The following is a 20,683-nucleotide window of genomic DNA, read 5'->3' as shown; positions in this document are numbered from 1 at the left end:
CTGCTATAGTGGCAACTCATTGCCACCCGCCCGCGCCATTTGCGCACCCAAACGCTTGGAAGCCTTGCCCTTGTGGGCGCAGATTTGCGCCGTCGCCCTCCTGATCGTCTGCTCGGGATTCTTTTCCATTTCCGAAACGAGCATGATGGCGCTCAACCGCCATCGCCTGAAACATCTCGTCCGGATGGACGTGCACGGTGCCAGGGCAACGCAAGGCCTGCTCTCTCGCACCGAAGACCTGCTCTCGACGATTCTCGTCGGCAATAACGTCATCAATACCGTCGTCCCCGTGCTCACCACGTCGATCGCCGTGCGCTATTTCGGCAACGACGCGATCACGCTGTCGGTCGCGACGGCACTCATTGCGCTGCTCATCATTATCTTTGCCGAGATCGGTCCGAAGATTGTCGGTGCGACGTATCCCGAACGCATTGCCCTGCCGACGAGCCGATTGCTCAAGCCGATCGTGACCGTGGCCGCGCCGCTCGTGTGGGTGCTCAACGGCTTCGTGCGCGGCATGCTGCGCGTGCTGCGCATCGACACGCGCCGCGAGCAAGGCGAAGTCCGTCTCACGACGGAAGAACTGCGCACCATCGTGCTAGAGGCCGGCAACTACATGCCGACCAAGCCGCGCAGCGTGCTGCTCAATCTGCTCGATCTCGAAAACATCGCGGTGGACGACGTGATGGTGCCGCGCGCGCGCATCGAGGCGCTCGACATCTCGGCGCCGCTCGACACCCTCCTGTCGCAGCTCGCGACGTGCTATCACAACAAGCTGCCGGTCTACGACGGCGACATCGATCGCATCATCGGTATTCTGCCGGTGCGCCGCACGCTGGCCGCCCTGCAACACCCGGACGATCTCTCGGCCGACACGTTGCGCGCGTTGCTCGTCGAGCCATATTTCATCCCGAGCGACACGCCTGCGTTGCGGCAACTGCAGTATTTCCAGGAGAACCATCGGCGCGTCGGGCTGGTCGTCAACGAATACGGAGAAGTCGAAGGACTGCTCACCACCGAGGACATCATCGAGGAACTCATCGGCGAGTTCACGACGAGCATGCCGGGTACGGGGGGCAGCCGTTCAGGCTGGACATCGGATGACGATTGCCTGGTCAGCGGCGGCGTAGGGCTGCGCGACCTGAACCGCCGGCTGAACCTGCATTTGCCGACCGACGGTCCGAAGACGCTCAATGGACTGATCCTCGAAGTGCTGCGCGAGATCCCCGAGGCCACGGTCAGCCTCGAGATCAGCGGCGTTCGCATGGAAATCGTGCAAATCGACAATCAGGCCATCAAGATGGTGCGCCTGTTCAAGCCGGGCACACGAACGCCGTCGCAAGATTGAGTCGCCCTCGTTCACTGCACGTGACACCCGCCCATTTTTCGGGCAATTCCGATTGAGCCGCTCCAGGGTTTTGACGAGACTGACGTTTCACGCAGCACTCGTCAGACCCTGTCATGTCATTTCATTTTTCTGAATCCGCGGCCACGGCGACAACGACCGAGCCGCTCGCGGCCACGTCGCGCACGCCGCTCGACGCCAGCACCCCCTTGCAGTTTCTCGAACAACTGCTGGGCGAGGCGGTTCGCGCTGGCGCGTCCGATGTGCACTTCGAACCGATGGCACAACGCTTTCGCATTCGACTGCGGATCGACGGCCATCTTTACGAGCGCTGCGATGTACCCAACCCGTGGCGCGACATGCTCGTCTCACGCCTCAAGGTGCTCGCCAATCTGGATATCGCGCAGAAGCGTCTGCCGCAGGACGGGCGTATGGTGTGGCGCGAAGCGGGCGAACCCGTGGAGTGCCGCGTCAGCGCATTGCCCACGCTGCACGGCGAGAAACTTGTCGTGCGCCTGCTCGACGGCGCGAAGGTCCCGCTCTCGCTGGAAGGACTCGGCTACACACCGAAGCAGTATCTCGCGCTCACGCGCGCCATTGCCCGGCCGCACGGCATGGTTTTGCTGACCGGCCCGACGGGCAGCGGCAAGACCGTCTCGCTTTACAGTTGCCTCAAGCGGCTCAACGACACCTCGCGCAATATCGTCACCATCGAAGACCCAGTCGAAATCCGCTTGCCAGGCGTCACGCAGGTCAATCTCAACGAGCGCGCCGGGCTCGACTTCGCGACCGCCTTGCGCGCGTTTCTCCGACAGGATCCGGACGTGCTCGTCGTCGGCGAGATTCGCGATGCGCAAACCGCCGAGATCGCCGTGCAGGCCGCACAGACCGGGCACCTCGTATTCGCAACCGTCCATGCGAACGATGCGACGAGCACACTCGCCCGACTGTTCGATCTCGGGGTCGCACCGTTCAACCTGTCGTCGACGCTGCTGCTCATCAGCGCACAGCGCTTGCTCAGGCGTCGATGCCCGGCGGGCTGCGAACCCGGTCGCGCGCCAGCGGACATCGCCCAGGCCGGCCGCCCATGCATGCGCTGTCACGGCACCGGCTTCGCCGGGCGCATTGGTGCGTTCCAGGTGATGCCCATCAGCGCGACGCAGGCGACTAACATTGCGCAGGCCCGAAGTCCACACGCACTCGCGGCGCAAGCGCAACGCGAAGGTGTGATGACCTTGCGCGAAGCCGGTCTCTGGCATTGCGCAGCAGGCACCGTCAGCGAGGAGGACGTCGATGCGACGACTCCGGCCTGATTCACATCAACCGCGCGCGCGACATAACGCGCCGGTCCCATCGGCACATGCCGCGTGCCGAGCCGCGATAGGATCGGGTCGCCCATTGCCGCTTGCCACCTGGCGCAGAGAACGACCATGTCGCGCATGACGCAGCCCCGGCGCTGGCACTGGCAAGGTCACGATGCCGAGGGGCACCGCCGACGCGGCGAGGTGCTCGCCCACGGAGAAGCCGCGGCGCGTTTGCTGCTGCGCCGCCAGCCCCTGACGATCACGCATCTGCGCCCGGGTCGCCGGCATACCCCATCGGGGCGCGTCGGAACGGCCGATGCCACCGATCTGGTCCGGCGCCTCGCCACGTTGCTCGGTGCAGGGGTGCCGCTCACGTCTGCCCTCGACGTACTCGCGCGTGGCGCCCATACGCGAGGGCTCAAGCGGCTGGCGTCCGATATCGGACTGGACGTCGGTCGCGGGCATCCGTTGGCACAGGCCATGGCGCGGGCCAGCCGCCGCTTCAGTGGCGTCGACTGCCAATTGATTGCCGCCGCGGAACTGAGCGGTCAGCTCGGCCCAACGCTGGCGCGTCTGAGCGCGCAGTACGATCACACGCGAACGGTGCGAGAGAAACTCCAGCGCGCGCTTGCCTATCCGCTGACGGTGCTGGTCGTCGCATTGGCCGTCGTGATGGCGCTGCTGCAGTGGGTGATCCCGGAGTTCGAGCGCCTGTTCGCCAGCGCCGCCGGTGGCGGCATGCCCCTGCCGCCGCTCACGCGATGGCTCATCGACCTCTCGCGGGCGTCGCTGACCAACGGGCCGTGGCTGCTGGTCGGCCTGGGCGCCGCGGGGCTGATCGTCGCGGCGGCATTGCGCCGCAGTCCCCGAATGCGGCGTCTCCGTGATCGCGTGCTCTTGCTACTGCCGGGCGCCGGACGCATCCTGTGCATGTTGAGCGCTGCCCGGTGGGCCAGAACCCTTGGCACGTTGCTCGACGCGGGCGTCGCGCTTCCCGACGCGATGGACGCCGCCGCGAGCGCATGCGGCAACCTCGTCATGCAGCGTGCGGCGCATGACGTGCACCGGGCGGTCGCCCGAGGTGCGCGTCTTGCGACCTCGCTCGAGGCCGATGCGCACTGGCCCCTGGTCATCGCGCAACTGACCGTCATCGGGGAGGAATCGGGTACACTCGGGCGCATGCTCAACCAGGCCGCTGGCCTGCTCGACGAAGACGCCTCGCACGCGCTGGTCAGTGCCTGTGCGACGCTGGAACCCATGATGATTACGTTTCTTGGCCTGCTGATCGGCGGCATGGTCCTCGCCATGTACCTGCCGATGTTCCAACTCGGATACGGTGTCGCATGAACGGTTACGCAGAGCTGCTACAGGTCGATTGGCTGGCGCAACTGGAACCTCACTGGCGCTTCGCGCTGTTCGCCGCCGTGGGCGTTGTCGCCGGACTCGGCCTCGATGCCGTCGTACGGCGCGTGCCCGCGGCGATCGAACGGGCGTGGATGGAAGAGATGCAGGCGGTCGATACCACGAATGCATCGGCCCTGCACGCCCCTTTCCATCAAGCCACACTGCCATCCACCTCGATGGCGCTCACCGCCCCACTCGCCCCCCCAACCGCCCCACTCGCGGACGCCGCCGTGCCTCGCCGCTGGCAACTCTCGCTCCTCAGCGGCGCGCTGAGCGTCGCCGTGGCGTGGCGCTTCGGCCCGACCTGGCAGAGCCTCGGTGCACTTGGACTCGTCTGGACGCTCATCGCGCTCGCGTACATCGACCACGATACGCAGCTCCTGCCCGACATCCTCACGCTGCCGCTGCTGTGGGCAGGGCTGCTGTGCAACCTCGGGCACTGGTTCGCCGCGCTCCCGGCGGCGGTCGTTGGGGCCGCGACCGGCTATCTGAGTCTGTGGGCGTTGTATTGGGTGTACTGGTGGCTGCGTCGTCGTGAGGGCATGGGCTTCGGCGACTTCAAGCTCTACGCGGCGCTGGGTGCGTGGTTCGGCTGGACCGCCTTGCTACAGATCCTCATGATCGCCTGTCTGCTCGCCGTTGTGATCGCCGGCACCGCCTGGCTCACCGGACGGCTGCGCAGCGATCAAATGTTTCCTTTCGGCGCCTTTCTCGCCGCGGCAGGCATCGCCACGCTGTTCGGCGGCAATGGCCTGATGATCTGGATTGGAGGAACGCCATGACTTACGCCATCGGCCTGACCGGCGGCATCGGCAGCGGCAAGACGACCGTCGCCAACCTGTTCGCCACGCACGGCATCGCCATCATCGACACCGACGCCATCGCGCACAGCATCACCGCCCCGGGCGGCGCGGCCATGCCCGCGATCCGGCGCGAGTTCGGCGCCGCCTTTGTCGCCCCGGACGGGGCGCTCGACCGCGCGCGCATGCGCGAGGCCGTCTTCACGGACGATGCCGCCAAAGCGCGTTTGGAGGCCATTACCCACCCGCTGATTCGCACGGAGTGCGAGCGTGCCGCCAGCGACGCCCGAGGGCCCTATCTGATTTTCGTCGTGCCCCTGCTGGTGGAATCCGGGAAGTGGCGAGAGCGCGTGCAGCGCGTGCTCGTCGTCGATTGCACCGAGCAGACGCAGATCGCACGCGTTATGTCCCGCAACGGCTTCACGCGCGATCAGGTGCAGGCGATCATGGCGCGTCAGGCAAACCGGGCGCAGCGGCTCGCCGCCGCCGACGACGTCATCGACAACGATGCCCGGCATGCCCCACTCGCTCCGCAGGTCGACCGTTTGCATGCGGCGTATCTGAAGTTCGCGGCGCAGGCGGAAGGCCGTTGATCGACGTTGCCGCTCGCGTGAATGGCGCTTCTCGCACGCCCGTCCCTCGAATGAGCGGCCACGCGCGTTGCGCCTCGACAGATTCCGGCATTAGAATGTCGCCATTACGCTGAAAAGCGCCAACTTCTGGGCCAACGCGCTTGATCCTGTACGAATATCCGCTCAACGAACGCATTCGCACGCTGCTTCGGCTGGAAGAGCTGTTCGGGCGCTTTGCCTTTTTCGTCGGGCAGGATCAGCCGCTCGATCATCACGCGGCGCTGATCACGATGTTCGAGATTGCCGACATCGCCGGGCGCACCGACCTGAAGAACGAACTGGTCAAGGAACTCGACCGGCAACGTCAGACGCTCACCACCTATCGCGGCAATCCCGATATCGCCTCCGACGCGCTCGAACAGTTCATCGGCGAAGTCGAGTTGGCCATCGCGAACCTCAACCAGATTCCCGGCAAGCCCGGCCAACATCTGAACGACAACGAATGGCTCGCCAGCATTCGCAGTCGCTCGGTGATCCCCGGTGGCACGTGCCGCTTCGACCTGCCGTCGTATTACGCCTGGCGTCACAACGAAGCCGAGCAGCGCCGTCAGGACATCGACAAATGGATCGGCCCGCTGTTTCCGATACGCGACGCGCTTGGCATCGTGCTGGGGCTCGCCCGGGAGTCCGGTCACGCCAGCAAGGCGATGGCGCAGCAGGGCAGCTACCAGCAGATGCTGACCGGCCGTGTCTATCAGCTCATGCAGGTGAGAGTGGCGCCCGAGTTGCGCGTCATTCCCGAAGCCAGCGCCAACAAGTACATGCTGTGGGTGCGCTTCACCACACAGGACGGCGACCTCAAACCGCGTCCGGTCGACAGCGACGTGCCGTTCCTGCTCACGCTCTGCAATCTCTAAATCCATGACGACCGTCGTCAACTGCCCGACCTGCGGCAAGAAAGTGGTTTGGGGACCCGAGGCGAAATTCCGCCCGTTCTGTTCGGAACGCTGCAAGCAGATCGACATCGGCGCCTGGGCGGCGGAGAAGTACACCATCCCCGCCGACTCGCCCGACGATCCCTCGCAAGACGCCCCGCTCGATCCGACGCAGCGCTGATGCGCTGGTGCCGCAAACGCGCACGAACGTCAATCGCCCCACCCAACGCAAAAGGCACCCTCACGGGTGCCTTTTGTGCGTCTGGGCGCGTGCTCGGAAGCGCGGCGTCACCGGTCAACCGATCACTCGGCAGCATCGCGACCTGCCGCTGCGGCCGCCCCCTACGACTTCGCGGCGAGCTCCTCCGAGAGCCAGCTCAGCGGCGGCAGAGCCGCCGGCAGCAACGGCTCCACGCTCACCGGCGGGCGCTGCCATGCCAGCGCCTGCCCTTCCTTGCCGTGCGGCTCGCCCTGCCATGCGGTGACTTTGCAGAAATGCAGACGCACATAGGCATGGGGGTAATCGTGCTCGAGGACGCGCCACGGCGCGCAACGCTCCACCGTCACACCCAGTTCCTCGTGCAGCTCACGCGCGAGCGCCGCAGCAACCGATTCGCCCGCCTCCAGCTTGCCACCCGGAAACTCCCAATAGCCCGCGTACGGCTTGCCTGCCGGACGCTGACCGAGGAGCACCGAGCCATCCGCGCGCACCATCACGCCGACGGCCACTTCCGTGATGGGACGCCCATCTGGCGCATATCGTTTCGAAACTGTCATAGTCCTTCGCCATCCTTGCGCCATCTGCGCTGCCTGCGGATTTCCCGGTCGAGCGACGCATGCCTTGGCCGATAGGCCACGGCGCCCCGCTCACCCGCACATTACGAGGCGTGTGACGCACTCCGAAGCTTGCCCGCCCAGTCGCGCGCGAACTGGAAAGCCACGCGCCCCGATCGCGAGCCGCGCTCGAGCGCCCAGATCAGCGCCTCATGACGCGCCGATTCCGTTTGATCGGCCGGCACGCCAAAATGCTGCAACCAGTGACCGACAATCGTCAGGTAGTCGTCCTGCTTGAACGGGTAGAAGCTCACCCACAGCCCGAATCGCTCGGACAACGAGATCTTCTCCTCGATCACTTCACCCGGATGAATCTCACCGTCATCGGTGTGGCGGTAGCTTTCGTTGTCCTTCATGTACTCGGGCAACAGGTGACGGCGATTCGACGTCGCGTAGATCAGCACATTGTCCGACTGTGCGGCCACCGAGCCGTCGAGCGCGACCTTCAGCGCCTTGTAGCCCGACTCACCGTCTTCAAACGAGAGGTCGTCGCAGAACACGACGAAGCGCTCGGGACGCTGCGAAATCAGATCGACGATATCGCCCAAGTCGACCAGGTCGTCCTTGTCGACTTCAATCAGACGCAGGCCTTCCGAGGCGTACTGATTCAGACAAGCCTTGATCAGCGACGACTTGCCCGTACCGCGCGCTCCGGTGAGCAATACATTATTGGCCGGCTCGCCACGCACAAACTGGCGCGTATTCTGCTCGATCAGCCCTTTCTGGCGTTCAATATTCTGCAGATCGCCTAGCGTAATCGTCGGCAAATGCGTCACGGGTTGCAGAAATCCGCGTCCCTGCCTTTTGCGCCAGCGAAAAGCCACCGCGGCGCGCCAGTCGATCTCGGGAGTGGCCGGCGGCAACATCACCTCCAACCGGGCCAGCACGCCTTCCGCGCGCGTGAGGAACTGCTCCAACTTGTCCATGCTTCGAAATCCCCGCGCCGCTCACGGGCGCTTGTGTCGATGCTGCGTCGTGTTGTCGTTTCCCTTCGCTGCCCGCCGTGGTGCTTTTGCCACCTGCCGGCGCGGGTCGATGCCGATCCGGCATCGACCCGCGGCGCCCCCGGTGGGAGGCGCGCGGCGGTCGCGTCAGGGCTTAGGAACGGTAATCTGCGTTGATGCTCACGTAATCGTGCGAGAGGTCGCACGTCCACAACGTGGCGGCAGCGTCGCCGCGGCCGAGCACCACACGGACCGTGATTTCGCTTTGCTTCATCACGCGCTGTCCCTCTTCCTCGCGATAGTCGGCATTGCGGCCGCCCGCGCGGGCGACCAGCACATCGTCGAGATAGAGGTCGACCTTGCTGACGTCGAGGTCGTTCACGCCCGCATAGCCTATGGCGGCCAGAATGCGGCCCAGATTCGGATCGGACGCGTAAAACGCCGTCTTCACCAGCGGCGAATGCCCGATGGCATAGGCGATCTGACGGCACTCCGCCACATCGCGGCCACCCTCGACCGTCACGGTGATGAATTTGGTCGCACCTTCGCCGTCGCGCACGATCAATTGCGCCAATTCCTGCGAGATCGACAGCAAGGCGTCGCGGAATGCAGCAAAGGCCGACGTGTCCGTGCTGGCGATTTCCGGCAGATCGGTCTGGCCGGTCGCTGCGACAATGAACGAATCGTTGGTGGACGTATCGCCATCGATGGTGATGGCGTTGAACGAGCGATCCGCCACGTACTTCACGAGCGCATCGAGTACCGGCTGCGCCACGCGCGCGTTGGTGCCCACGAAGCCGAGCATCGTCGCCATGTTCGGCTTGATCATGCCCGCTCCCTTGCTGATGCCGGTGAGGACGAGGGTCTTGCCATCGATCACGATCTCGCGCGACGCGGCTTTCGGCAGCGTATCGGTCGTCATGATCGATTGTGCTGCCTCATACCAGTGCGCGGGCGCCAGATTGGCAATGGCTTGCGGCAACCCGGCGACCAGTCGGTCGACCGGCAGCGGCTCGAGAATCACGCCGGTCGAGAACGGCAGGATCTGGTTCGGGTTGACCGACAGCAGCTTGGCGAGCGCGTCGCACGTCGCACGCGTGGCGACCATGCCCGGTTCGCCGGTGCCCGCGTTGGCGTTCCCCGTGTTGACGACAAGCGCGCGAATGCCCGCGTGCGCGGCCAGATGCGTCTTGCAGACCGTCACCGGCGCGGCGCAAAAGCGGTTCGTCGTGAAAACGCCCGACACCGTGCTACCGGGGGCCAGTCGCATGACCAGCACGTCCTTACGGTTCGGCTTGCGGATATTGGCTTCGGCCCAGCCCAGTTCGACGCCGGGAACGGCGTGCAGTTGGGAGGCTTCGATCGAGGGGAAATTGACGGCCATGTGGGTTCGCCCGCGAGAGATGAGCGTTACAGCTCCCGCCCTGGCGATGTCGGCACGACACTCCGCCGGGGCGGCGGTTGATCGGTGCGGCCGGTCGAAAAACCGGCGCTACAAACGACGCGGCGCCGATCCTGAGTCGGCGCCGCGTCGATCGGTTCACATCTTAAGACAGTTTGCCGTGGCAGTGCTTGAATTTCTTGCCGCTGCCGCACGGGCACGCATCGTTGCGGCCAACCTTCGGCAACAACTCGCCGCCGGCCATCGCCGCGCTCGCCGCCTGGGCCAGCGCCGAGACCACCGGCCGCCCCGCGTCTTCGTCGATTTCGCCGTCGCCGCCGACCGTCTCGAGTTCGTCGTGCTTGAACTCGACGTTGATCAGACCGCCCGCGCTGTCGTCAAGCGCTTCCGTCGCCTGCTCGAGCTCTTCCTGCGACTGGATACGCACGTTCATGATGACGCGCGTGACTTCGAGCTTGATGGTCTCAAGCAGTTGGGCGAACAATTCGAATGCTTCGCGCTTGTATTCCTGCTTCGGATTCTTCTGCGCGTAACCGCGCAGATGGATGCCTTGACGCAGGTGATCCAACGCGGCCAGATGCTCGCGCCAGTTGGAATCCACGCTCTGAAGCATGACCGAGCGCTCGAACCCGGAGAACGACTCGCGTCCCACCAGTTCGACCTTGGCGTGGTATGACGCTTCGGCCGCGTCCATCACTTCCTTGAGGATGTCCTCGTCGTCGATTTCTTCCGAGCCTTCGATGCGCGACTGCAGCGGCAAGTCGAGCTGCCACTCTTCGCGCAGCACCGTCTCCAGCCCCTTCAGGTCCCACTGCTCTTCGACCGTACCGGCCGGCACGCAGGTACGCACCAGATCCTGGAACACGCTCTGACGCATGCCTGCGATGGTTTCCGAGACGTCTTGCGCTTCGAGCAGTTCGTTCCGCTGCTGGTAGATCACCTTGCGCTGATCGTTGGACACGTCGTCGTATTCGAGCAGTTGCTTGCGCACGTCGAAATTGCGCGCTTCGACCTTGCGCTGCGCCGACTCGATCGAGCGCGTGACGATGCCGGCCTCGATGGCTTCGCCTTCCGGCATCTTCAGACGATCCATGATCGAGCGAACGCGGTCGCCGGCGAAAATGCGCAACAACGGATCTTCCAGCGACAGGTAAAAACGCGACGAGCCCGGATCGCCCTGACGGCCCGAACGGCCGCGCAACTGGTTGTCGATACGGCGAGATTCGTGGCGTTCGGTACCGATGATGTGCAGACCGCCGGCCGTCTTCACCTGCTCATGAAGGCCGTGCCATTCGTCCTGCAATTGCTGGATGCGGGCTTGCTTGTCCGCGTCGGACAGGCTCGCATCCATTTCGATGAAGCCCGATTGCTTCTCGACGTTGCCGCCCAGCACGATGTCGGTACCACGGCCGGCCATGTTGGTGGCGATGGTAATGACGCCCGGACGCCCCGCCTGCGCGACGATCTCGGCTTCGCGCTCGTGTTGCTTGGCGTTGAGCACCTGATGCGGCAGCTTCGCGCTCGTGAGCAGTTGCGAGAGATACTCCGACGTCTCGATCGACGTCGTGCCCACCAACACCGGCTGACCACGTTCCACGCAATCGCGGATGTCCTTGATGACCGCGTCGTACTTTTCCTTGGACGTCTTGTAGATCTGATCCTGACGGTCGATCCGCTTGGGCGGGCGGTTGGTCGGGATCACCACCGTCTCGAGACGATAGATTTCGTTGAATTCGAACGCTTCGGTATCCGCCGTCCCGGTCATGCCCGAGAGCTTGGCGTACATGCGGAAGTAGTTCTGGAACGTGATCGAGGCCAGCGTCTGGTTCTCATGCTGGATCGAGACGCGCTCCTTTGCTTCCACCGCCTGGTGCAGCCCTTCGGACCAGCGGCGACCGGCCATCAAACGGCCGGTGAACTCGTCGACGATGACGATCTCGTCGTTCTGCACCACGTAGTGCTGATCCTTGTGGAACAGCGTGTGCGCGCGCAGGGCGGCGTACACATGGTGCATGAGGGTAATGTTCTGCGGCGCATAGAGGCTGTCGCCCTCGGCGATCATGCCCCACTCGGCGAGCAGTTGCTCAGCCTTCTCGTGGCCACGCTCGGTCAGGAACACCTGGCGCGCCTTCTCGTCGAGCGTGTAATCGCCCGGCACCTCGACGCCCGTACCGTCCGACTTCTCTTCACCGATCTGACGCTCGAGCATCGCCGGCAAGCGATCCATCTTCACGTACAGTTCGGTGTGATCTTCGGCCTGGCCGGAGATGATGAGCGGCGTGCGCGCCTCGTCGATCAGGATCGAGTCCACTTCGTCGACGATGGCGTAGTTCAGTGTGCGCTGCACCCGCTGCTCGGTCTCGTAGACCATGTTGTCGCGCAGGTAGTCGAAGCCGAACTCGTTGTTCGTGCCGTACGTAATGTCGGCCGCGTACGCCGTCTGCTTCTCGTCATGCGGCATCTGCGACAGGTTGATACCCACCGTCAGGCCGAGGAAGTTGTACAGACGCGCCATCCACTCGGCGTCGCGCTGGGCCAGGTAATCGTTGACGGTCACGACGTGCACGCCCTTGCCCGAAAGCGCGTTCAGATAGGCGGGCAATGTCGCGACGAGCGTCTTGCCTTCGCCCGTACGCATTTCGGCGATCTTGCCGAAGTGCAGCACCATGCCGCCAATCAGCTGAACATCGAAGTGGCGCATCTTGAGGACACGCTTGCCGGCTTCGCGGCACACCGCAAAGGCTTCGACCAGCAACGAATCCACGCTCGCCCCCTGGGCGATACGTTGCTTGAATTCCTCGGTCTTGCCGCGCAGTTGCTCGTCGCTCAGTTGGGCGATCTGCGGCTCGAGGGCGTTGATCGCCGAGACGGTTTTCTGGTACTGCTTGATAAGCCGCTGGTTACGGCTGCCAAATACTTTTTTAAGAAGACCGGGAATCATCGGATCACTGGTTAGGGCGGCAAATGTCGTTCGCAATCGTGCAGTCGGTCGGCAAACGGAACGGGACGCTTCAGGGGTTGTGCCCCACGCGTGTCGAACCGCCCAACGCGCCTGCGCGCTGCGGGTCACCGGTGTTTGGCACTCAGGCCTCGCACCGGTTCGATACCTATACTAAAAAAAGGATTCTAGCATGCTGTCATGGCGCGTCCCGCTGGCCTCGGACGCGGGCCATCCGGCGTTTTCGGCATCCGGGCCGAGGCGACGCCCGATGGCGGGGTAAAATATGCGGCAACCTCTGTCTCATCATATGAAACGACCCAAAGCTCCCCGCGTTGCCCGCCCGCTCACCGATCTGCTGTGTGCCTCCGACGGCGCCGGCTCTTTGCTGGCCGCCGCCGAACAACTGGGTCGACTCGAGCGAGACGTACACGCGTTGTTGCCCGCCGCGCTCAGCGGCAGCGTCCGACTAGCGCCGCCGCGCGAGGGCGCGCTGGTCTTCCTCGTCGCCAATAATGCGCTGGCCGCTCGGCTGCGCCAGCAAACGCCGTCGCTGATCGAGGGTCTGGCGACGCGCGGTTGGCTGATTCGCACGATCCGGATCCGAGTGAGCATCACAGCGCCCGAGCCCCCAAAGCCCCCCAAGGAGGCACGCCTTTCGCGACAGGGCCTCGTCAGTCTGCGCGATCTGCGCGACGCGCTCGAGCCGTCCCCGCTTCGTGACGCCCTCGCTCGCCTCGTGTCCCGCCATTCCTACGGCGGTCCGCGCAAGCCTTGAACCCTTCGCTCGCCATGGCGCGACTCATTCACGCACAACGTCGGTTTGACTCGCGCGTCAAATAAAAAAGCGCCGCAGAGTCGGCGCTTTCGTTTTGTTACATCCGCGCCGCACCCGCCGGCGCGTCATGCGTCCTGCGTGATTTACGCGAACTGTGTCTGTGGCTCGAACTGGAAGCCGCGCGGTGCGTCTTCGGCGTGCTCGAACGTGACAATCTCGTAGGCTTCTTGTGCGAGAAGCTCGCGCAAGAGCTGGTTGTTCAGGCCATGCCCCGACTTGTACGCCGTGTAAGACGCCAGCAGCGGATGTCCAATCACGTACAGGTCGCCGATGGCGTCGAGCATCTTGTGCTTCACGAACTCGTCGTCGTAACGCAGACCATCGTTGTTCAGGATGCGGTACTCGTCGAGCACGATGGCGTTGTCCATGCTGCCGCCGCGCGCCAGGCCCAGTTCACGCAGCATCTCGACCTCATGCGCAAAGCCGAACGTACGGGCGCGCGCAATCTCCTTCGCGTAGGACGTATCGGCAAAGTCGATCTCCAGCGCCTGCCCGGTGCGATCCACCGCCGGGTGACGAAAATCGATGGTGAACTTGAGCTTGAAACCTTCGTACGGCTCGAGACGGGCGAACTTGTCGCCTTCGCGAATCTCGATTGGCTTCGTCACACGAATGAATTTCTTGGCGGCCGCCTGCTCTTCGATGCCGGCCGACTGAATCAGGAAGACGAACGTTGCTGCGCTGCCGTCCATGATCGGAATTTCTTCGGCCGTCACATCGACATACAGATTGTCGATACCCAGCCCCGCGCATGCCGACATCAGGTGCTCCACGGTGGACACCCGCGCTCCCTCTTTCTGCAACACCGACGCAAGACGCGTGTCGCCAATCGCCATCGCCGACGCCGGAATCTCTACAGGAGGATTCAGATCGGTACGGCAAAAGACGATGCCCGTGTTGGGCGGCGCCGGACGCAGCGACAGCTCGACCTTGCGACCGGAGTGCAAGCCGATGCCGACTGTCTTGGCGATGGATTTGAGAGTGCGCTGCTTGAGCATGCTATTTATTTAAACTATCAGACGCTAATGATCATAGATGTAATTATACCAGATGGAAGCCTTCATCGCTGTGCCACAAACGCAACGTTTCGTTACTAAACATTCCGAATTCTGCCGCATCGACTCGTCCACACCGATATCGCGACACGAAATAGGCCGTTTCAGAAATCGACGTCAGGCCGAAGCCCGGACATCACCCATCGTCGGGACACCCCGACCACCGCGACGGAGGCATGCCGCAGCGGTCGGGGGACAGATTCGCGAGACCGGGTCAGGGATCCGAACGCTTACCCGTAACGTTCGTGACCTATGAAGCGTGGACACCGCTTGCGACGCTGGTTGTCGCAGCCATACGGCATCTCGCGTCTTCACAACCTCGCCGTATCGTCATGCGGACTCGTACTGCGGCGCGCCATCCCCACGCCACACGGCATGGTCGTTGGAGCGACGACGAATCCTCACGACGACCTGCATAGGCCTCGCGATTCCCAAGGTGCGGCGGCACCAGGCACTGGCACCTGGTCCGCGCGCGACCCTGTCAGTCGGCTTGCTTGCGCAGGAAGGCCGGAATGTCGTACGTGTCGACACCCTTTTCCTGCAATGCGGCAACGTGCGACGCCGCAGTCTCGCGCGTGCTGCGCCACACGGCCGGCGTATCGAGCGCGCCGTAATCCGTACCCCCCGCCTGACCGACATTCGGCACGTGGCCGGTAGCGATCGGCATATTGTCGGTACCGGTCTTGAGCAACGTCATCGGTGCGGCAGCCTTCTTCGCGACAGCACGGCCCAGGCCGGTTGCCACGACGGTCACGCGCAGCGCATCGCCCATCTTGTCGTCGTAGACCGTACCGAAAATCACGGTCGCGTCTTCGGCGGCGTAGCTCTTGATGGTATTCATCACTTCACGCGTTTCCGACAGACGCAGCGAACGCGATGCCGTGATGTTGACCAGCACGCCGCGCGCACCCGACAAGTCCACGCCCTCGAGCAGCGGGCTCGCCACGGCTTGCTCGGCCGCCAGACGCGCACGATCGACACCTGCCACCGTCGCCGTCCCCATCATGGCCTTGCCTTGTTCGCCCATCACCGTCTTCACGTCTTCAAAGTCGACGTTCACCAGACCGTCGACGTTGATGATTTCGGCAATGCCGGCCACGGCGTTATGCAGCACGTCGTCGGCGCACTGGAAGCACTTGTCCATCTCCGCGTCGTCGCCCATGACTTCGAAGAGCTTGTCGTTGAGCACCACGATCAGCGAGTCGACGTTGTCTTCCAGTTCCTGCGCGCCCGTCTCGGCCACGCGCATGCGCTTGCCGCCCTCGAACTCGAACGGCTTCGACACCACGCCAACGGTCAGAATGCCCATTTCCTTGGCAATCTGCGCCACCACCGGTGCCGCGCCCGTGCCGGTGCCGCCGCCCATGCCAGCGGTGATGAACACCATGTGCGCGCCACGCAGGGCGTCGGCCACGCGCTCACGGGCTTCCTCAGCCGCCGCACGTCCCATCTCCGGCTTGGCGCCTGCGCCCAGACCCGTCTTGCCGAGCTGGATGCTCACGCTGGCCTGCGAGCGGCCGAGTGCCTGAGCGTCGGTGTTCATGGCGATGAAGTCCACGCCCTGCACACCCCGGTTGATCATGTGCTGGACGGCATTGCCGCCAGCGCCACCAACACCCACCACCTTGATGATGGTGCCGTTGGTTTCCGTTTCCAACATTTCAAAGTTCATAGCGCCTCCAGTGATATAAAAGCAGATCCGGTATTGCGGGTCACGGGCAGCTCGGGTAAGCCACACGTGTTTTCAACGCCGAATCCACACCCCTCAAAAAACACCCTTAAAAATTGCTGAAGAACCAGTCGCGCATGCGCGACCAGACCTGATTCGCTTGCCCCGACTGCACCGCGACCTTGCGCCCGCGCATGCGTTGGGAACGTCCTTCGAGCAGCAGGCCCATCGCGGTCGCGTAGCGCGGACTGCGCACCACGTCGGCCAGACCGCCGGCATACTCCGGCACGCCAATGCGCACCGGCTTGAGGAAGATGTCCTCGCCCAGCTCGACCATGCCCGGCATCATCGCCGCGCCGCCGGTGAGCACGATGCCCGAGGACAGCAGTTCTTCGTACCCCGACTCGCGCACCACCTGCTGCACCAGCGAGAACAGTTCTTCGACGCGCGGCTCGATCACCGCCGCCAGCGCCTGACGCGAGAGCGTGCGCGGACCGCGCTCGCCCAGCCCCGGCACTTCGATCATTTCGTCCGGATCGGCCAGCGACTGCTTGGCGATGCCGTGCTGAATCTTGATGTCTTCCGCATCCGGCGTCGGCGTGCGCACCGCCATCGCGATGTCGCTCGTGATCTGATCGCCCGCGATCGGAATCACGGCCGTGTGACGAATCGCGCCCTCGCTGAAGATCGCGATATCGGTCGTGCCGCCGCCGATGTCGATCAGCACCACGCCCAGTTCCTTCTCGTCTTCCGTGAGCACCGAAATGCTCGACGCGAGCGGTTGCAGAATCAGGTCGTTCACTTCGAGGCCGCACCGGCGCACGCACTTCACGATGTTCTGCGCCGCCGAGACGGCGCCGGTCACGATATGCACCTTCACTTCAAGCCGGATGCCGCTCATGCCGATCGGCTCGCGCACGTCTTCCTGACCGTCGATGATGAATTCCTGCGTGAGGATATGCAGCACCTGCTGGTCAGTGGGGATGTTGATCGCCTTGGCCGTCTCGATGACGCGCGCCACGTCGGCCTGCGTCACCTCCTTGTCCTTGATCGCCACCATGCCGCTCGAATTGAAGCTGCGAATGTGGCTGCCGGCAATGCCCGTGAACACGTTGGTGATCTTGCAGTCGGCCATCAGCTCGGCTTCTTCGAGTGCACGCTGAATGGACTGCACCGTGGCTTCAATGTTCACCACGACACCTTTTTTCAGCCCGCGCGATTCGCTCTGGCCGAGGCCAATCACTTCATAGCGGCCTTCAGGGCGCAGTTCGGCCACCACCGCCACGACTTTCGACGTGCCGATATCGAGGGCGACCAACAGATCCTTGTAATCTTTGCTCATAGCGTGTGTAAGTCCTGAAGTCTCACTGGCTTCGCTTCTGCCGCGCGGCAGGTTGCGCAACTGCCGGCTTTTGCGAATCCCGCTTTTGCACCGGTGCCGCGGCAAGCTTCTTGGCCTGTTCTTCGCTCAAGAAACGCATGCCGGCTGCACGCACTGCAAAACCGTTCGGGTAGCGCAGATCGGCATACTCGATCTGGTTTCCCCAGCGTGCCGCTACTTGCGGATACGCTTGTACGAAACGCCTGCTGCGTGTGGCGAGGGATTCGGCGGTTCGCTCCCGTCCCAGCGCCAGTTGCACTCCCCCGGAGAGCCGTACGCTCCATGCGTAACGATTCGACAGCGCGACCGCTTCGGGTTTCATTTTCAGCGGCGCGAACCACCTCACGAAGTCGTAGTACCGCGCCGTCACATCCTTTTCGCTGCCCGGCGGGCCGGCGAACTCGGGCAGCTTGCCGTCGTCCTCGGCTTCGGCCAGATTCGCCGCGAACAGCTCGCCGTCCACACTCACCAGACGGCCATCGTTCCACGTGGCCAGCGGCTTGTATTCCTCGATCGTCACCGAGAGCCGGTTCGGCCACACACGTCGCACGCTTGCATGGCGCACCCACGGCACGGCCTCGAACGCCGCTCGCGTGGCGTCCAGATCGATCGTGAAAAAATTGCCCTTCAGGCGCGAGACGGCATTCGCGCGCAAGGTCGGACCGTTGATGTGAGACACGTCCCCATCGATCTGCACCGCCGTCAGCGTGAAGATCGGCCGCTGAATCAGCCAATGGCCGCCCGCAGCGAGCGCCGCCAGCACGACGAGTGCGACGAGCGCACTCGCGATGGCGTTGAGCAGGCGTACGTTTTGCCACATGGCGATTTGCTTTCCGTATCGGGGCGTTCTTCAACGCGTTCAAGGTTTTACTCGGGTTTCCACTGCGCGTTCGGATGCAGATCGAGCGTCGCGGTGGCCAGGATTTCGACAACCAGGTCTTCGTACGACAGACCCGCCGCGCGCGCCGACATCGGCACCAGCGAATGGCCCGTCATGCCCGGCGAAGTATTGATCTCCAGCAGGAACGGCTTGTTGTCACGCTTGCGCAGCATCACGTCGGCGCGCGCCCAGCCACGACAGCCCAGCACGAGATAGGCGCGCAGCACCAGGCGCTGCACCTCCTCCTGCAACGACACCGAGAGCGGCGGCGGGCATTCGTAGCGGGTGTCGTCCTTGAAATACTTGTTCTGGTAGTCGTAGTTCGCGTCCGGCGCCACGATGCGGATCACCGGCAGCGCACGCGCGGCCGCCGCGCCCTTCGTGCCCACGCCAAGCACCGGCACGGTCAGCTCGTCGCCATCGATGAATTCTTCGGCGAGGACGTCCGGATCCAGGGCGACGGCCTTCTCGAAGGCCGCCTTCAGTTGCGACGCCTCGGTGACCTTCGTCAGACCAATGGTCGAGCCTTCACGCGACGGCTTGACGATGAGCGGCAGGCCGAGATCGCGGGCCACGGCATCGAAGTCGCTGTCGGAGCTCAGCATCGCGAAGCGCGGCGTCGGCAGCCCTTCGTTGATCCACACGCGCTTGGTCATCTCCTTGTCCATCGCCAGCGCGGAGGCCAACACGCCGCTGCCGGTGTACGGAACCCCCATATGTTCGAGCGCGCCTTGCAGCGTGCCGTCTTCGCCATAGCGGCCATGCAGCGCGATGAACACCCGGTCGAACTTCTGCGCGGCGAGCGCCGCGAGGTCGTGCATGCCGGTATCGAACGCATGCGCGTTCACCCCGCGCGAGCGCAGGGCTTCGAGCACGCCATTGCCCGAAATCAGCGAGATCTGACGCTCGGCCGAGCGCCCGCCCATCAGGACGCCCACCTTGCCGAAACGTTTCGGATCGAAAGCACTCACTTCAAACTCCTTGCTGAACTTGCAACTTGCCGGGCACCGCGCCGATGGAGCCGGCACCCATGGTGATCACGACGTCGCCCGCCCGGGCGACTTGCAGAATGGCGTCGGGCAGTTGCGCAACGTCTTCCACGAAAACCGGTTCCACCTTGCCCGCCACGCGCAGGGCGCGCGACAGTGCGCGACCGTCGGCCGCCACGATGGGGGCCTCCCCGGCCGAATAGACTTCGCCGAGCACCACGGCGTCGGCGTCGGACAACACCATCACGAAGTCTTCGAAGCAATCGCGCGTGCGCGTGTATCGATGCGGCTGGAAGGCCAGCACAATGCGACGTCCCGGGAAAGCACCTCGCGCGGCAGCAAGCGTCGCCGCCATCTCGACCGGGTGATGTCCGTAGTCGTCGATCAATGTGAACGTGCCGCCGCCGCTCGACTTCGGCAGCGCAATGTCGCCATAGCGCTGGAAGCGCCGGCCCACGCCATTGAATTCGGCCAGCGCTTGCTGGATCGCGTGATCGGGTACTTCCAGTTCGGTCGCGATCGCAATCGCCGCCAGCGCGTTGCGCACGTTGTGCTCGCCCGGCAGGTTCAGCGTGATGTCGAGCGGTGCGGCACCAGCGCCGAACCGGCGCAGCACGGTGAAGCGCATCTGGCCGGCGTCCGCACGCACATCGATGGCGCGCACCTGCGCGTCGTCCGACAGGCCGTAACGCACGATCGGCTTGGAGACGAACGGCAGGATCTCGCGCACGTTCGAATCGTCCACGCACAGCACGGCGATACCGTAGAACGGCAAGCGCTGCGTGAAAGCCACGAACGACTGCTTCAGACGCGCGAAGTCGTGTCCGTAGGTGTCCATGTGATCGGCATCGATGTTGGTGATGACTTCAATGACCGGATTCAGATTCAGGAACGAGGCGTCCGATTCGTCGGCCTCGACCACGATGAAGTCGCCCGTGCCGAGCTTGGCGTTCGCGCCGGCGCTGTTCAGACGACCGCCAATCACGAACGTCGGATCAAGCCCGCCCTGCGCAAGCACGCTCGCCACGAGACTCGTCGTGGTTGTCTTGCCGTGCGTGCCGGCGATGGCGATGCCCTGCTTCAGGCGCATGAGTTCGGCGAGCATCAGCGCGCGCGGCACGATGGGGATCTGGCGGGCACGACCCGCGAGGACTTCCGGATTGTCCGCCGTGATGGCGGTGGACACGACGATGGCGTCCGCGCCTTCGATATGCTCGGCCGCATGGCCTCGGGCGACGCGCGCGCCAAGGCTGACAAGGCGCTGCGTCACCGGGTTGTCGCCGAGATCGGAGCCGCTCACCTGGTACCCCAGGTTGAGCAACACCTCGGCAATACCGCTCATGCCGGAGCCGCCGATGCCGACGAAGTGAATGTGTTTGACGATGTGTTTCAT

18 protein-coding genes are annotated in these 20,683 nt (G+C 64.1%); 8 read left to right on the top strand and 10 right to left on the bottom strand.

The genetic code is table 11. From position 1 onward, the window contains the following. Positions 1-55: 55 nt before the first annotated feature. The 7 genes from PSO31014_RS04135 (at position 56) to yacG (ending at position 6,541) form a co-directional block, all read left to right on the top strand. Complete coding sequence (locus PSO31014_RS04135; RefSeq protein WP_174976383.1) at positions 56-1,348, top strand: HlyC/CorC family transporter; 1,293 nt, start codon at positions 56-58, stop codon at positions 1,346-1,348. A gap of 113 nt (positions 1,349-1,461) precedes the next feature. Continuing rightward, positions 1,462-2,658, top strand: a complete 1,197-nt coding sequence (locus PSO31014_RS04130) for a GspE/PulE family protein (protein ID WP_150550470.1) — start codon at positions 1,462-1,464, stop codon at positions 2,656-2,658. 117 nt (positions 2,659-2,775) lie between these two features. After that, entirely contained in the window at positions 2,776-3,996 is a 1,221-nt protein-coding gene (locus PSO31014_RS04125; RefSeq protein WP_150550469.1) for a type II secretion system F family protein, read from the top strand. Further along, positions 3,993-4,835: a prepilin peptidase gene (locus PSO31014_RS04120; protein ID WP_150550468.1), complete on the top strand. Its 843-nt coding sequence runs from the start codon at positions 3,993-3,995 to the stop codon at positions 4,833-4,835. Before PSO31014_RS04125 ends, PSO31014_RS04120 begins: the two co-directional genes overlap by 4 nt. Next, positions 4,832-5,446, top strand: a complete 615-nt coding sequence (gene coaE, locus PSO31014_RS04115) for a dephospho-CoA kinase (protein WP_150550467.1) — start codon at positions 4,832-4,834, stop codon at positions 5,444-5,446. The genes PSO31014_RS04120 and coaE overlap by 4 nt, the downstream gene beginning before the upstream one ends. 140 nt (positions 5,447-5,586) lie before the next feature. Beyond that, on the top strand, positions 5,587-6,342 hold the full coding sequence (gene zapD, locus PSO31014_RS04110; RefSeq protein WP_150550466.1) for a cell division protein ZapD: 756 nt from the start codon (positions 5,587-5,589) through the stop codon (positions 6,340-6,342). 4 nt (positions 6,343-6,346) lie between these two features. Next, positions 6,347-6,541: a DNA gyrase inhibitor YacG gene (yacG, locus tag PSO31014_RS04105; RefSeq protein WP_017234743.1), complete on the top strand. Its 195-nt coding sequence runs from the start codon at positions 6,347-6,349 to the stop codon at positions 6,539-6,541. A gap of 161 nt (positions 6,542-6,702) precedes the next feature. Here yacG and PSO31014_RS04100 read toward each other — a convergent pair whose 3' ends face one another. The 4 genes from PSO31014_RS04100 to secA form a co-directional block, all read right to left on the bottom strand. Beyond that, the gene (locus PSO31014_RS04100; protein ID WP_150550465.1) at positions 6,703-7,137 is read right to left on the bottom strand and encodes an NUDIX domain-containing protein; all 435 of its coding nucleotides are present in this window, start codon (positions 7,135-7,137) and stop codon (positions 6,703-6,705) included. Positions 7,138-7,238: 101 nt separating this feature from the next. Then, positions 7,239-8,120 carry an ATP-binding protein gene (locus PSO31014_RS04095; RefSeq protein WP_150550464.1) on the bottom strand — a complete coding sequence of 294 codons (882 nt, stop codon included), beginning with the start codon at positions 8,118-8,120 and terminating at the stop codon, positions 7,239-7,241. 172 nt (positions 8,121-8,292) lie between these two features. Continuing rightward, positions 8,293-9,522: a bifunctional glutamate N-acetyltransferase/amino-acid acetyltransferase ArgJ gene (gene argJ / locus PSO31014_RS04090; RefSeq protein ID WP_150550463.1), complete on the bottom strand. Its 1,230-nt coding sequence runs from the start codon at positions 9,520-9,522 to the stop codon at positions 8,293-8,295. Between the two features lie 163 nt (positions 9,523-9,685). Continuing rightward, positions 9,686-12,481 (bottom strand): preprotein translocase subunit SecA, encoded by a 2,796-nt coding sequence (gene secA, locus PSO31014_RS04085; RefSeq protein WP_150550462.1) that lies wholly within the window; start codon positions 12,479-12,481, stop codon positions 9,686-9,688. A 307-nt stretch (positions 12,482-12,788) separates the two neighbouring features. On the opposite strand from secA, the gene PSO31014_RS04080 reads away from it, so the two are divergent. After that, the gene (locus PSO31014_RS04080; RefSeq protein ID WP_174976382.1) at positions 12,789-13,256 is read left to right on the top strand and encodes a DciA family protein; all 468 of its coding nucleotides are present in this window, start codon (positions 12,789-12,791) and stop codon (positions 13,254-13,256) included. A gap of 143 nt (positions 13,257-13,399) precedes the next feature. Here PSO31014_RS04080 and lpxC read toward each other — a convergent pair whose 3' ends face one another. The 6 genes from lpxC to murC all read right to left on the bottom strand — a co-directional run bounded on the left by lpxC (position 13,400) and on the right by murC (position 20,683). Then, on the bottom strand, positions 13,400-14,314 hold the full coding sequence (gene lpxC / locus PSO31014_RS04075; protein WP_017234749.1) for a UDP-3-O-acyl-N-acetylglucosamine deacetylase: 915 nt from the start codon (positions 14,312-14,314) through the stop codon (positions 13,400-13,402). 538 nt (positions 14,315-14,852) lie between these two features. After that, a complete protein-coding gene (gene ftsZ / locus PSO31014_RS04070) occupies positions 14,853-16,043 on the bottom strand; it encodes a cell division protein FtsZ (protein WP_017234750.1) in 1,191 nt (396 codons plus the stop codon). A gap of 106 nt (positions 16,044-16,149) precedes the next feature. Then, entirely contained in the window at positions 16,150-17,382 is a 1,233-nt protein-coding gene (gene ftsA, locus PSO31014_RS04065) for a cell division protein FtsA (RefSeq protein ID WP_017234751.1), read from the bottom strand. 22 nt (positions 17,383-17,404) lie between these two features. Next, positions 17,405-18,241 carry a cell division protein FtsQ/DivIB gene (locus PSO31014_RS04060; protein ID WP_150550460.1) on the bottom strand — a complete coding sequence of 279 codons (837 nt, stop codon included), beginning with the start codon at positions 18,239-18,241 and terminating at the stop codon, positions 17,405-17,407. 47 nt (positions 18,242-18,288) lie between these two features. After that, positions 18,289-19,272, bottom strand: a complete 984-nt coding sequence (locus tag PSO31014_RS04055) for a D-alanine--D-alanine ligase (RefSeq protein ID WP_150550459.1) — start codon at positions 19,270-19,272, stop codon at positions 18,289-18,291. Position 19,273: 1 nt separating this feature from the next. Next, on the bottom strand, positions 19,274-20,683 hold the full coding sequence (gene murC / locus PSO31014_RS04050) for a UDP-N-acetylmuramate--L-alanine ligase (RefSeq protein ID WP_150550458.1): 1,410 nt from the start codon (positions 20,681-20,683) through the stop codon (positions 19,274-19,276).

It is taken from the genome of Pandoraea soli (assembly GCF_902459595.1).
Classification (GTDB): Bacteria; Pseudomonadota; Gammaproteobacteria; order Burkholderiales; family Burkholderiaceae; genus Pandoraea; species Pandoraea cepalis.
This window is presented reverse-complemented; position numbering and strand designations above follow the sequence as displayed.